Origin of the sequence: Bradyrhizobium sp. 41S5 (assembly GCF_011516665.3) — a bacterium.
Lineage (GTDB): Bacteria > Pseudomonadota > Alphaproteobacteria > Rhizobiales > Xanthobacteraceae > Bradyrhizobium > Bradyrhizobium quebecense.
Map to the genome: position 1 here is coordinate 6,493,008 of NZ_CP083721.1, position 12,399 is coordinate 6,505,406.

Below are 12,399 nucleotides of genomic sequence, written 5' to 3' on the forward strand. Positions count from 1 at the left end.
TCACGATCCTGCAAAACGAGTGAGCGGTCGAACACGGCGCGATAGCCGCACTCGACTGCTTCAGCCGATCAGCGCGTCAGCTTCTTGTACTTCACGCGGTGCGGAATGATGCTGTCCTGGCCGAGCCGGCGCATCTTGTCCTTTTCGTAATCCTGGAAGTTGCCCTCGAACCATTCGACATGGCTGTCGCCCTCGAAGGCCAGGATGTGGGTCGCGATGCGGTCGAGGAACCAGCGATCATGGCTGATGATGACGGCGCAACCGGCAAAATCCTCCAGCGCCTCTTCCAGCGCGCGCAGCGTGTCGACGTCGAGGTCGTTGGTCGGTTCGTCGAGCAGCAGCACGTTGGCGCCCGACTTCAGCATCTTGGCGAGATGCACGCGGTTGCGTTCACCGCCCGACAGCGCGCCGACCTTCTTCTGCTGGTCGGCGCCCTTGAAGTTGAACGACGAGCAATAGCCGCGCGAGTTGACTTCCTTCTTGCCGAGCAGGATCAGCTCGTTGTTGCCTGAGATCTCCTCCCACACCGTCTTCTTGCCGTCGAGCGCGTCGCGCGACTGGTCGACATAGCCGAGATGCACGCTCTCGCCGACGGTGATGGAGCCCTTGTCGGGCTCCTCCTGCTTGGTGATCATTCTGAAGAGCGTGGTCTTGCCGGCGCCGTTGGCACCGATCACGCCGACGATGCCGCCCGGCGGCAGCTTGAAGGTGAGATCGTCGATCAGCATGCGGTCTCCAAAACCCTTGCTGAGGCCTTCGAAGTCCACCACATTCTGGCCGAGACGCTCGGCGACCGGAATCGTGATCTGCGCGGTCTGGGTCTGCTTTTCGCTGGCCTGCTTCAGCAGGTCCTCATAGCGCTGATAGCGCGCCTTCGACTTGGCCTGGCGTGCCTTGGGGGACGACGCAATCCACTCCTGCTCGCGGGCCAGCGTCTTCTGGTGGGCGGCGTCTTCGCGGCCCTCCTGCTCGAGCCGTTTCTGCTTCTGCACCAGCCAGGACGAGTAGTTGCCCTCGTAGGGAATGCCGCGGCCGCGATCGAGCTCGAGGATCCAGCTCGTGACATTGTCGAGGAAGTAGCGATCGTGGGTGACGATCAGGATCGCGCCGGGATAGTTGCGCAGATGGCCTTCGAGCCATGACACCGACTCGGCGTCGAGATGGTTGGTCGGTTCGTCCAGCAGCAGCAATTCCGGCTGGTCGAGCAGCAGGCGGCACAGCGCGACGCGGCGGCGTTCGCCGCCTGACAGTTTTGTGACATCGGCATCGTCGGGCGGGCAGCGCAGCGCGTCCATCGCCTGGTCGACCTTGCTGTCGAGATCCCACAGGCCCTGCGCCTCGATCTCGTCCTGCAGCTTGGTCATTTCGTCGGCCGTCTCGTCCGAGTAATTGACGGCCAGCTCGTTGTAGCGGTCGAGGATCGCCTTCTGCTTGGCGACGCCGAGCATGACGTTCTCACGGACGTTGAGTGCGGGATCGAGGTGCGGCTCCTGTTCGAGATAGCCGACGCGGGCGCCCTCGGCGACCCAGGCCTCGCCGTTATATTCCTTGTCGAGGCCGGCCATGATCCTGAGCAACGTCGACTTGCCCGAGCCGTTGACGCCGAGCACGCCGATCTTGGCGTCCGGGTAGAAGCTCAAATGGACGTTATCGAGCACCTTGCGGGTCGGGTAGCTCTTGGTCAGACCCTGCATGAAATAGACGAACTGGCGAGCCATTCGCGATCCCTGGAATTGTCCGGATTTGTGGAAATTTTGCTGCCGCCGATGTAACGGCCGGCCCCCGAAAGCGCAACCGCGGAGCGGTCGTTTTCCATCCGTTCACCACGTTCCGTCCATTCGCCACGGGTGATTACGGGTTCGACACCAAGTGCGCGCCGAATCACGACAATTGAAACTATCTTTTAATAAATCAGGCCAAAACTCGTTCTCAACGCCGAAAACGGCGATTTTCGCGGCAGAACCGCGACCAAACAGTTGAGGCCACGTCATGGCTACCATCATTTCAGCCCCTCTTTCGCGCCAGACGACCAAACGCGAGGCAAAGCTGTTCGCCGAATTCAGCGCCTTTTGGCGGGCTTTCGTTGCCAAGGCTTTCAATCCCTACCGGCCGGAACTGCACTATATGCGCGGCCCGGGTCCGGCCTGCCGTGCCAAGCAGATGGCGCTGTCGCCGGCGGTCCGGTCGATGCTCGCCGATATCCGCACCGCGAAGACACGCAAGCCATCCTGAGCCATGTGACAATCGCCGCATTTTGAAACTGCGGCCGCTTGCGCGACTGCCGATTGCGCGCGACCATCCGGGGCTGCCCGACGGTTGATTGTCCACCGTCGCCCTCACCCTGAATGGACCTTTCCGATGACGCGGCTCCGCTGTGCAATCCTCGACGACTATTTCGACATCGCGCTCTCGCTGGCCGACTGGCCGGCGATCAAGGATCGCGTCGAGGTCACCGTGTTCGACAAGCCGTTCGCGAGCGAGGCGGAAGCAGCGGCCAAGCTGAAGGATTTCGAGATCATCTGCGCGATGCGCGAGCGCACGCCGTTCCCGCGCAGCCTGCTCGACGCGTTGCCCAGGCTGAAGCTCCTGATCACGTCGGGCATGCGCAACGCCGCAATCGACATGGAGGCCGCCAAGGAGCGCAACGTGGTGCTGTGCGGCACCCAATATAGCCGCGACCCCACCGCGCCCCTGACCATGGGCCTGATCCTGGAATTGACCCGCGGCATCGGCCGCGAAAATGCGCGGATGCACGCCGGCGAGCCTTGGCAGAGTTTTTCCGGCACCGAGATCGAGGGCAAGACGCTCGGTGTCATCGGCCTCGGCAAGCTCGGCAGCAAGGTCGCCGGCATGGCCAAGGCGTTCGGCATGAACGTCATCGCCTGGAGCCCCAACCTGACGCCGGAAAAATGCAAGGAGGCCGGCGTCGGCTACGCCGGCAAGGACGAACTGTTCGCGACATCAGACATCATCACCATCCATGTCGTGTTGAGCCCGCGCTCGCGCGGACTGGTCGGTGCTGCCGATCTCGCCCGCATGAAGCCACAGGCCTATCTCGTCAACACCGCGCGCGGGCCGATCGTCGACGAAGACGCCCTGCTTGCGGCGCTCCGCGAGAGGAAGATCGCGGGCGCCGGCATCGACGTGTTCTCGGTCGAGCCGCTGCCGCCGGATCACCCACTCCGTAAGCTCGACAATGTCGTGATCACGCCGCACCTCGGCTATGCGACGCGCGAGAGCCTGCGGACGCATTATCGGCAGATGGTCGCGTGCATCGACGCCTTCACCAAAGGCGGCGAGCCGCCGCGGCGCCTGGCCTGACAGCAGCATTCACGGCAAACGGCCAAGCCAGCGGAATGCGCGTTCGAGCTCGGCGCGGCCGTTCCGGTCATACCAGCGGCCGTGGGCGAGGATGATCCGTTCCGGATCCCATCCGATCATGCAGGCGACGGCGGCCTTCAGTGCCGCCTTGTCGCGCCGGAATGTCAGACGCATGTCGCGCGGCGTACTGCCGTCCGGATCGCGCACGCCGCCGATCCAGGTCAGCAATCGCATCAACGGCGAACCAATTCGTTCGGCTTCAAAATTCTCTATCAGGTCGGTCAGCAGCAAGGTGCGTGACTTCAGATGGAAGAACACGGCCTCCGTCATGTAGCTGCCGGCCACCGGAAGCGTCGCAATCCATTCATCCCAGGGGTAGCCCGATCGCTGCTCCAGCGGCTCGCCATCGAGAGCCAGCCGATCACCGGCCTGCTGTGCGATGCCGCGTGCGAGAAAGACACGCGCGTCGGGATAGGCCGCATGCCATTGCGGTATCCACCAATAATGCAGGCGGTTCGGCCCGATGATCCAGTGCGGCCTGCCCAGACGGGCAATCTCGGCCTTGAGTTCATCCACCAATGGGGTCGGCGAATGAATGAAGAGCTGCGCGCCGGGCAGACGCAGGATCGTGGCGCGGGTCGGAAACGGCATCGTGAAGCCGCGCGGACCGAACCGGATCACCGGGCCGTCGACGATCCACACATCGTCGGCGACCAGTTTCGGCGTGTTCAGCGGCGGATAGGTCAGGCGGGATTCCTGCATCGCATAGCCTCATAGCGGCAACGTCGAAACAGACAGGCTGGTTGCAACAAAAAAAGGCGCGCCGTTGGCGCGCCTTTTTCAATGATCAACTTGCCGATTGGCTTAGCGCACCGTGACCGGTGCGGGCAGCGGCTGGACCGATGTCGGCTGCGCGCCGGGCAGCGGCGCGGCCTGGGCCTGCGTCGGCGCGGGGGCCATCGGGTTGGGCGGCGGCGCGGCTGAAGCCGTCGTCGTGCCCGGGGCTGCGCCGCCGGGCAGCACGACCACGCGGGTGCCGACCTTGGCGCGTTCGAACAGGTCCGAGACGTCCTCGTTCAGCATGCCGATGCAGCCCGACGAGACGAACTTGCCGATGGTCGACGGCTGGTTGGTACCGTGAATGCGGTACACGGTCGAGCCGAGATACATCGCGCGGGCGCCGAGCGGGTTGCCGGGGCCCCCTGCCATGAAGCGCGGCAGATAGGGCTGACGCTCGATCATCTCCGGCGGCGGATGCCAATCTGGCCACTCGGCCTTGCGGGTGATCTTCTGCACGCCGGTCCAGGTGAAGCCGTCGCGGCCGACGCGGACGCCGTAACGGATCGCCCGGCCATTGCCCAAGATGTAATAAAGGTAGGTGTTCGGCGTATCGACAACGATGGTGCCGGCCGGCTCCTTGGTCGCGAAAGCCACTTCCTGGCGACGCAGATTCGGAGCCAGTTGCGCCGGCCCGTCTTCCGGCTGCTCGTCCGGCGGCAACGCTGCGATCTGCAGCGGCTTGCCATTGGCATCGACCGGCGCCTGCTGCTGCGGCACCGCTCCGGTAACGCCCTCGGGCGGACGCATGCCGCCGCGGTCGTCGCCATAGGACACGCCTGCGGCCGGAACGCCGTTGTCGCGATTGGCTTGCTGCGCGCCCGGACGATCGCCATAGATCACCGGCGGCGGCCCCATCGGCCGGCCATAGCGCGGATCATCGGGCGACATCACCGGACCGGTTGGCGCACCACGGTCGGAGTAGACCGGCTGGGAATTCATCGGACGGCCGTAGCGCGGATCGTCCGGCGACATCACGGGACCGGACGGCGCACCACGATCGGAATAGACCGGCGCATTGATCGGGCGGCCATAGCGCGGGTCATCCGGCGACATCACCGGGCCGGGCGGCGGCAGCGCGGCCGAATTGCGCGGCGCGTCTTCATCGTCGAGCGAGTCGAAATCCGGCATGTTGCCCTGCGAGTAGGGCTGCGGCGCGGCCGAATAGGCCGGGCCCTGGGGAGCCGGATAGCCCTGCTGCGCACGCGCAATCGAGGTTCCCGCCACGCCGAGAGCCGCGGCAGTGCAAATCGTCAGAATGCGGTTGATCATCATTGCTCTATTATAGTCCCCAAGCCACACCGGACTGTTAACGGCCCAATGCAGGAAGATAGCGGCGCATTCAAGACAAATCCGCGAAATCCGGGCCATTTCGGGCTTTTGTGATGTGCCGTCAGCGCTGCGGCAAAGATGTCTCATGGGTCGGGAATGTTTGTCCACCTGCCCAAAGTCATCAATCACCCGAATTTTGTAACAAACAGTCGCCGAGGGTTGCGATATCTTCGATATCGGCCTGATTCGCGCTCGCGACACCGGCTTTTGTGTGGTCACCGCGTTCCCTCGAGATCAAAGACCCTCCGCAGAAGAACCCGCGCCCATGCTCCCCGGCCTTCGTTTCCTGTTCGCCGCGATCGTGCTGGCGACGTCGCTTCTGGTGTTCGGGTTAGGGGCAGCCGCGCTGTTTCGCGCGGCGCATGAGGAATTCGCCAGCATCCCGGCCCGCCGGGCCCCGCCCGAGCCGCAATTCGCGCAGCAGCCCGAGGCCCCGCCGGTGCTCGCCATGGTGCGGGTCGAGCCATCAGCCGCGGACAAGGCGGCGGCCGACAGCCCGGTCCCTTCGACACCCTCAGAGCCAGTTGCCGCATCCGAGCCGGCTGCTCCTGCCGAAGCCTCGCCTCCTGCCGAGCCGGCGAAGCTCGCCGCGGTGAAGGCGGAAGATCCGCCGCCCGCCCCGCCGAATCAGGAAGCCCAGACGGTCGAAACTCCCGCACCGGTGCAATCCGCCGAGGTCGCTCCGCAGCCTCCGGCCATGGATCCGTCGCCCGCACCGGTTTCCACGGAAGCGGCACCGGCGCCAGCCGAGGCCAAGGTCGCGGCCGTGGCCGATCCGCCTGCCACACCCGGCGAACCCGCACTCACAGCACCGGCCCCCGCGATGGCTGCGCCGGAGCCAGCAGCGCCGCCATCACCCGAGACCATCGCAGCCGCGACCAGGATCGCAACGCTGGGCGGGCCCGAAGTTGTCGTCGAAGCGCCGGCCGCGCCGAAGGCCGCCAAGGCGAAGAAGCCGGAGCGCAATGCGACCAGCAAGCCGGCGCATCGCAAAGAGCGGCGGCGGATCGTCCGCGCGCCGCCGGTGCGGCAGGCCGTTCAGCAGCAGCTCGATCCGTTTGGCAACCCGACCCTGGTGCCGCTCACCCGGCGTTAGAGGGTATTTATCAGGCCGGCCCCGTCGCGATCGGCGGGCCGCTCGCCTGTCCCCATTCCGACCATGAGCCGTCATAGAGCGCGGTGTCGGTGACGCCGATCCGGTAGAGCGCGAGCGTCAGCACGCCGGCCGAGACACCGGAGCCGCAGCTCGTCACGATCGGCGCGTCGAGCTTGACGCCGGCACCGCTGAACGACTTGCGCAGATCGTCGAGCGGCTTCATCTCGCCGGTCGCGGCATCGAACAGCTGGTTGTAGGGCACGTTGCGGGCGCCCGGGATGTGGCCCGCGCGGATGCCCGGCCGCGGCTCCGGCGCGCGGCCCTCGAAGCGTTCGGCGGCGCGCGCATCGATCACCTGCTCGGCACGGCTTTCGACATTGGCAATCATCTGCTCGATGCTGCGCACGCGCTTAGGATCGTAACTCGCCGTGAAGGTCGCGGGCTTCGCCTTCACCTCGCCGCTCTCGACCGTCCTGCCCTCGGCGCGCCATTTCTTCAGGCCGCCGTTGAGAATCCGCACGTTGCGATGGCCATAGGACAGGAACATCCACCAGGCGCGCGGCGCGGCGACCCAGCCGCCGGCGTCATAGATCACGACGGTATCGGTATTGCTGACGCCGAGCCCGCCGACGTCGCGGCCGAACTGCTCGGCGCTCGGAAACATGTGCGGCAGCGGATTGGAATGATCGGACACCGCATCGACGTCGAAGAACACGGCGCCGGGCAGATGCGCAGCGAGGTAGTCGTCCTTCGGCAGCGGCAGCACGCCGGGCAGCTTGAAGGTCGCGTCAAGCACCTTGACGTTGGCGTCGCCGAGATGCGCAGCCAGCCATTCGGTCGAAACGAGCGGATCGTCGGTGACGGTCATCTTACCTGTCTCTCCATTGTCATTGCCGGACTTGATCCGGCAATCCATCTTGCCTTGAAACGATGGACACGCGGGTCAAGCCCGCGTGTGACATCCTGGCTTAGCCCTTCTTCTTCGGCTCCCACGCCTCGATCGGACCGCCGGCCTCGCGCCAGGCGGCGAAGCCGCCGCCCATATGCGCGACCGGCTTCAGGCCCATGTCTTTCGCGGTCTTGGCCGCGAGCGCCGAGCGCATGCCGCCGGCGCAATGGAAGATGAACTTCTTGTCTTCCTGGAAGATCGGCTTGGCGTAGGGACTGTTCGGATCGATCCAGAACTCGAGCATGCCGCGGGTGCAGGCGAACGCGCCGGGGATCTTGCCGTCGCGCTCGATCTCGCGGGGATCGCGGATGTCGACGATGACAACGTCGTTCTTGCCGATCAGCGTGATTGCATCGGCGGCGCTGATGGTCTCGATCTCGGCATTGGCCTCGTCGATCATCACCTTGATGCCGCGGTGGATGTTCTGGGGCATGGAGCTCTCCCTGGCTTCTTGTTGTTCGTCTTTCCGGGGCGATGCGACAGCATCGAACCCGGAATCTCGATCAAATTTCATCAGCTCGAGATTCCGGATCGGTCCTACGGACCGTCCGGAATGACGGGATTGGTTACCGTACCAGCTCCCGCATCGCGTTCTCCAGACCTTCGATCGTGATCGGATACATGCGCTCGGAGAACAGGCGGCGGATGATGGTGGTCGATTCCGAATAGTCCCAGTGCTTCTGCGCCACCGGATTGAGCCACACCGCGTGCGGATAGGTGCGGGTGATGCGGTCGAGCCAGACCGAGCCGGCCTCTTCGTTGACATGCTCGACCGAGCCGCCGGGCACCATGATCTCGTAAGGCGACATCGAGGCGTCGCCGACGAACACCACCTTGTAGTCGTGCGGGTACTTGTGCAGCACGTCCCAGGTCGGCGTGCGATCGGTGAAGCGCCGCTTGTTCTGCTTCCAGACGCCCTCATAGAGGCAGTTGTGGAAGTAGAAATATTCCATGTGCTTGAATTCGCTCTTGGCGGCCGAGAACAATTCCTCGACCTGCTCGATATGCGAATCCATCGAGCCGCCGATATCGAAGAACACCAGCACCTTGACCGCGTTGCGCCGCTCGGGCCGCATATGCACGTCGAGATAGCCGTGGTTGGCGGTCTCCTTGATCGTGGTGTCGAGGTCGAGTTCGTCGGGCGCGCCGGTGCGCGCGAACTTGCGCAGCCGCCGCAGCGCGACCTTGATGTTGCGAATACCGAGCTCGACATTGCCGTCGAGATCCTTGAACTCGCGCTTGTCCCACACCTTCACGGCGCGGTTGTTGCGGTTCTTCTCCTGCCCGATCCGCACGCCCTCGGGATTATAGCCGTGGGCGCCGAACGGCGAGGTGCCGGCGGTGCCGATCCATTTGCTGCCGCCCTGGTGACGGCCCTTCTGTTCCTCGAGCCGCTTCTTCAAGGTCTCCATGAGCTTGTCCCAGCCCATGGCCTCGATCTGCTTCTTCTCTTCCTCGGTGAGATATTTCTCGGCGAGCTTCTTCAGCCACTCCTCGGGGATCTCCGCCTTGCCCATGGCGTCGAGCAGGCTCTCGAGCCCCTTGAACACGGTGCCGAACACGCGGTCGAACTTGTCCAGATTGCGCTCGTCCTTGACCAGGGCGGCGCGCGACAAATAGTAGAAGTTCTCGACGGTCTGTTCGGCGAGATCGGCGTCAAGCGCTTCCATCAAGGTCAGATATTCCCGTAGCGTCACGGGGACCTGGGCGTCGCGCAGCGATGTGAAGAACTGCAGGAACATACTCACCTAGATCGCCCGCTGGACCGGTGGCGTCAAGGGGCCGAGCCATGCCGAGACCGGCGATCCGCCTTGATATGGCCCCTGGCGCCATGTCTTGCGGGGTCCACCCCACGACGCCCCGCCCCGTTTCCGTGCGGCCGTCATTCCGCGCAGCGGAAACATGACGGTCGACATTCCATGCGTGCCGCGCCGTTCAGGGTACCGCTGCGCTGCGGAATCCGCCCTAGACCGCCCGGCTTTTTCAATTACAATTGCGCCTGACAAGACATTGGGCAGGACGTTTGAATGGGCATCATTGCGGCACTGGTGATCGGTGCGATTGCCGGCTGGCTCGCGGGGCTGATCGTGCGCGGCGCGGGCTTCGGACTGATCGGCAACATCGTTGTCGGCATCATCGGCGCGCTGGTGGCGAGCTGGCTGCTGCCGCAACTCGGCATCAACCTCGGCGGCAGCGCGATCCGCGACATCGTCAACGCGACGATCGGTGCCGTCGTCGTGCTGGTGATCCTGTCGCTGATCAGGCGGGCCTGATCGAACAATTTGCATTTCCGACGGCCGCTGCGAGAGCGGTCGTTTCATGTTGAGGCCCAAGGTGAGACCCATGCGGCCAACGAACGAAGCAAGGCAAACAGATCGATGAAATTCACGGGTACCAAGGACTACGTCGCCACCGATGACCTCAAGGTCGCCGTCAATGCCGCCATCGTGCTCGAGCGCCCGCTGCTGGTGAAGGGCGAGCCCGGCACCGGCAAGACCGTGCTGGCCGAGGAAGTCGCCAAGGCGATCGATGCGCCGCTTTTGACCTGGCACATCAAGTCGACCACCAAGGCGCAGCAGGGCCTCTATGAATACGACGCGGTGTCGCGCCTGCGCGACAGCCAGCTCGGCGACGCCCGCGTGTCCGACATCAAGAACTACATCAAGCGCGGCAAGCTGTGGGAGGCCTTCACCCACGACAAGCGCCCGGTGCTCCTGATCGACGAGATCGACAAGGCCGACATCGAATTCCCCAACGACCTGCTGCTCGAACTCGACCGCATGGAGTTTCACGTCTACGAGACCGGCGAGACCATCAAGGCGAAGCTGCGCCCGATCGTGATGATCACGTCGAACAACGAGAAGGAACTGCCGGACGCGTTCCTGCGCCGCTGCTTCTTCCACTACATCAAGTTCCCCGACGCCGACACGATGAACAAGATCGTCGACGTGCACTTCCCCGGCATCAAGAAGCGGCTGGTGGAAGAGGCGCTGCGGATCTTCTTCGAGGTTCGCGAAGTGCCGGGCCTGAAGAAGAAGCCCTCGACCTCGGAGCTGCTCGACTGGCTCAAGCTGCTGCTGAACGAGGACATCACGCCCGAGATGCTCAGGGAGCGCGATCCGCGCAAGCTGATCCCGCCGCTGCATGGCGCGCTGCTCAAGAACGAGCAGGACGTGCACCTGTTCGAGCGGCTGGCGTTCCTCAGCCGCCGCGAAGTCTAGTACACGCAAGCGCCGGGGCATTCGCTCCGGCGTTTTGCTGAACCGCTCCAACCAACAAGAAGACCAGGGAAGATGAACGTCCAGACCCAAATACGCGCCGCCGAGCCCGTCACGACCGAGCACTTCGACGTCCTGATCGCGGGCGCCGGCATCTCCGGCGTCGGCGCCGCCTACCACCTCACCACGCAATGCCCGGGCACCAGCTTCGTGGTGCTGGAGACGCAGAAGACCTTCGGCGGCACCTGGTCCACCCACCGCTATCCCGGCATCCGTTCCGACAGCGACTTGCACACGTTCGGCTATCGCTTCAAGCCGTGGACCAGCGCCCCGATCGCCAGCGCGGCCGAGATCCTGAAATACATGGGCGAGGTGATCGACGAGAACGATCTCGCCCGCCACATCCGCTATCGCCACACCATCACCGCGGCGAACTGGTCGAACGAGACCAACCTCTGGACCATCGATGCCACGCGCATCGACACCGGCGAGCAGTTACGCTTCACCACGAACTTCTTCTGGATGTGCCAAGGCTACTACCGCCACGACGCGGGCTATACGCCCGAATGGACCGATATGGCGAAGTTCAAGGGCACGGTCGTGCACCCGCAGACCTGGCCCGACGACCTCGACTACAAGGGCAAGCGCGTCATCGTGATCGGCTCCGGCGCAACGGCTGCGACCCTGATCCCGGCGATGGCCAAGGACGCCGGCCATGTCACCATGCTGCAGCGTTCGCCGACCTATTTCCGCACCGGCCGCAACGCGATCGAGATCGCCGAGGAACTGCGCCGGCTGCAGGTCGACGAGACCTGGATCCACGAGATCACCCGCCGCAAGATCCTGTTCGAGCAGGACGCCTTCACCAAGCGGACCTTCGCCGAGCCCGAGGGCGCCAAGAAGGACCTGCTGGCGGCGGTCGAGGCCGTCCTCGGCAAGGACTACGACATCGCCACCCACTTCACGCCGCGCTACCGGCCATGGCGGCAGCGCATCGCCTTCATTCCGGATGCCGACCTGTTCCACGCCATCAAGGGCGGCAAGGCCTCGGTCGTCACCGACGAGATCGAGCGCTTCACCGAGACCGGCATCCTGCTCAAGTCCGGCAAGGAGCTCGAGGCCGACATCATCATCACCGCGACCGGCTTCCACCTCTCCGCCAATGGCGGCATCGACTTCGCAATCGACGGCAAGCCGCTCGACTTCAAGGACACCGTGACCTATCGCGGCATGATGTTCACCGGCGTGCCGAACCTCGTCTGGGTGTTCGGCTATTTCCGCGCCAGCTGGACCTTGCGCGTCGATCTGGTCGGCGACTTCGTCTGCCGCATGCTCAAGCACATGAAGGCAACCGGCGCGAAGAAAGTGACGCCCGAGCTGCGCCCCGAAGACCACAACATGCCGCTGCTGCCGTGGATCGATCCGGAGAACTTCAACCCCGGCTACATGATGCGCGGCATGCACCTGCTGCCGAAGCGCGGCGACAAGCCGGAGTGGCAGCACAACCAGGATTACTGGGCCGAGAAGGACGAATTCCCGGCGATCGACCTCGAGGACAAGGCGTTCGTATACGGCTGAGCTCCTGCAAGTTTCCCGTTATCCTGAGTTGCTAACGGCCACACACTCTCCGCTGTCGTCCCGGCGAA

Annotated in this window: 12 protein-coding genes; 6 read left to right on the top strand and 6 right to left on the bottom strand. The window is 64.4% G+C overall.

The genetic code is table 11. From position 1 onward, the window contains the following. Positions 1-68: 68 nt before the first annotated feature. Positions 69-1,718 carry an energy-dependent translational throttle protein EttA gene (gene ettA, locus HAP47_RS31215; protein WP_173641274.1) on the bottom strand — a complete coding sequence of 550 codons (1,650 nt, stop codon included), beginning with the start codon at positions 1,716-1,718 and terminating at the stop codon, positions 69-71. Positions 1,719-1,989: 271 nt separating this feature from the next. Here ettA and HAP47_RS31220 point away from each other — a divergent pair, with 271 nt between their 5' ends. Together HAP47_RS31220 and HAP47_RS31225 are read left to right on the top strand one after the other, a co-directional pair. Next, positions 1,990-2,232 carry a hypothetical protein gene (locus HAP47_RS31220; RefSeq protein ID WP_173641273.1) on the top strand — a complete coding sequence of 81 codons (243 nt, stop codon included), beginning with the start codon at positions 1,990-1,992 and terminating at the stop codon, positions 2,230-2,232. Between the two features lie 126 nt (positions 2,233-2,358). Further along, a complete protein-coding gene (locus HAP47_RS31225; RefSeq protein ID WP_173641272.1) occupies positions 2,359-3,321 on the top strand; it encodes a D-2-hydroxyacid dehydrogenase family protein in 963 nt (320 codons plus the stop codon). Between the two features lie 9 nt (positions 3,322-3,330). On the opposite strand, the gene HAP47_RS31230 is transcribed toward HAP47_RS31225, so the two are convergent. Together HAP47_RS31230 and HAP47_RS31235 are read right to left on the bottom strand one after the other, a co-directional pair. Beyond that, complete coding sequence (locus HAP47_RS31230) at positions 3,331-4,083, bottom strand: DUF4336 domain-containing protein (protein ID WP_173641271.1); 753 nt, start codon at positions 4,081-4,083, stop codon at positions 3,331-3,333. Positions 4,084-4,185: 102 nt separating this feature from the next. Beyond that, the gene (locus HAP47_RS31235; protein ID WP_173641270.1) at positions 4,186-5,433 is read right to left on the bottom strand and encodes a L,D-transpeptidase; all 1,248 of its coding nucleotides are present in this window, start codon (positions 5,431-5,433) and stop codon (positions 4,186-4,188) included. Positions 5,434-5,755: 322 nt separating this feature from the next. On the opposite strand from HAP47_RS31235, the gene HAP47_RS31240 reads away from it, so the two are divergent. Then, positions 5,756-6,586 carry a hypothetical protein gene (locus HAP47_RS31240; protein WP_173641269.1) on the top strand — a complete coding sequence of 277 codons (831 nt, stop codon included), beginning with the start codon at positions 5,756-5,758 and terminating at the stop codon, positions 6,584-6,586. A 10-nt stretch (positions 6,587-6,596) separates the two neighbouring features. Here HAP47_RS31240 and sseA read toward each other — a convergent pair whose 3' ends face one another. The 3 genes from sseA to HAP47_RS31255 form a co-directional block, all read right to left on the bottom strand. Then, complete coding sequence (gene sseA, locus HAP47_RS31245; protein WP_173641268.1) at positions 6,597-7,454, bottom strand: 3-mercaptopyruvate sulfurtransferase; 858 nt, start codon at positions 7,452-7,454, stop codon at positions 6,597-6,599. Between the two features lie 100 nt (positions 7,455-7,554). Next, positions 7,555-7,968, bottom strand: coding sequence for a rhodanese-like domain-containing protein (locus HAP47_RS31250; RefSeq protein WP_173641267.1), 414 nt, complete (start codon positions 7,966-7,968; stop codon positions 7,555-7,557). A 133-nt stretch (positions 7,969-8,101) separates the two neighbouring features. Further along, positions 8,102-9,277: a vWA domain-containing protein gene (locus HAP47_RS31255; RefSeq protein WP_050632069.1), complete on the bottom strand. Its 1,176-nt coding sequence runs from the start codon at positions 9,275-9,277 to the stop codon at positions 8,102-8,104. Positions 9,278-9,562: 285 nt separating this feature from the next. Between HAP47_RS31255 and HAP47_RS31260 the strand changes: the two genes are divergently transcribed. From HAP47_RS31260 to HAP47_RS31270, 3 genes are all read left to right on the top strand, one after another. After that, positions 9,563-9,808, top strand: coding sequence for a GlsB/YeaQ/YmgE family stress response membrane protein (locus HAP47_RS31260; RefSeq protein WP_173641266.1), 246 nt, complete (start codon positions 9,563-9,565; stop codon positions 9,806-9,808). Positions 9,809-9,913: 105 nt separating this feature from the next. Then, complete coding sequence (locus HAP47_RS31265) at positions 9,914-10,756, top strand: AAA family ATPase (RefSeq protein ID WP_173641265.1); 843 nt, start codon at positions 9,914-9,916, stop codon at positions 10,754-10,756. A 72-nt stretch (positions 10,757-10,828) separates the two neighbouring features. Then, on the top strand, positions 10,829-12,331 hold the full coding sequence (locus HAP47_RS31270) for a flavin-containing monooxygenase (RefSeq protein ID WP_173641264.1): 1,503 nt from the start codon (positions 10,829-10,831) through the stop codon (positions 12,329-12,331). Positions 12,332-12,399 lie beyond the last annotated feature (68 nt).

What these genes read in the sequence shown, in the direction of transcription:
- ettA (WP_173641274.1), bottom strand. Translation starts at nt 1,718, where the DNA reads ATGGCTCGCCAGTTCGTCTATTTCATGCAGGGTCTGACCAAGAGCTAC.
- HAP47_RS31220 (WP_173641273.1), top strand. Translation starts at nt 1,990, where the DNA reads ATGGCTACCATCATTTCAGCCCCTCTTTCGCGCCAGACGACCAAACGC.
- HAP47_RS31225 (WP_173641272.1), top strand. Translation starts at nt 2,359, where the DNA reads ATGACGCGGCTCCGCTGTGCAATCCTCGACGACTATTTCGACATCGCG.
- HAP47_RS31230 (WP_173641271.1), bottom strand. Translation starts at nt 4,083, where the DNA reads ATGCAGGAATCCCGCCTGACCTATCCGCCGCTGAACACGCCGAAACTG.
- HAP47_RS31235 (WP_173641270.1), bottom strand. Translation starts at nt 5,433, where the DNA reads ATGATGATCAACCGCATTCTGACGATTTGCACTGCCGCGGCTCTCGGC.
- HAP47_RS31240 (WP_173641269.1), top strand. Translation starts at nt 5,756, where the DNA reads ATGCTCCCCGGCCTTCGTTTCCTGTTCGCCGCGATCGTGCTGGCGACG.
- sseA (WP_173641268.1), bottom strand. Translation starts at nt 7,454, where the DNA reads ATGACCGTCACCGACGATCCGCTCGTTTCGACCGAATGGCTGGCTGCG.
- HAP47_RS31250 (WP_173641267.1), bottom strand. Translation starts at nt 7,968, where the DNA reads ATGCCCCAGAACATCCACCGCGGCATCAAGGTGATGATCGACGAGGCC.
- HAP47_RS31255 (WP_050632069.1), bottom strand. Translation starts at nt 9,277, where the DNA reads ATGTTCCTGCAGTTCTTCACATCGCTGCGCGACGCCCAGGTCCCCGTG.
- HAP47_RS31260 (WP_173641266.1), top strand. Translation starts at nt 9,563, where the DNA reads ATGGGCATCATTGCGGCACTGGTGATCGGTGCGATTGCCGGCTGGCTC.
- HAP47_RS31265 (WP_173641265.1), top strand. Translation starts at nt 9,914, where the DNA reads ATGAAATTCACGGGTACCAAGGACTACGTCGCCACCGATGACCTCAAG.
- HAP47_RS31270 (WP_173641264.1), top strand. Translation starts at nt 10,829, where the DNA reads ATGAACGTCCAGACCCAAATACGCGCCGCCGAGCCCGTCACGACCGAG.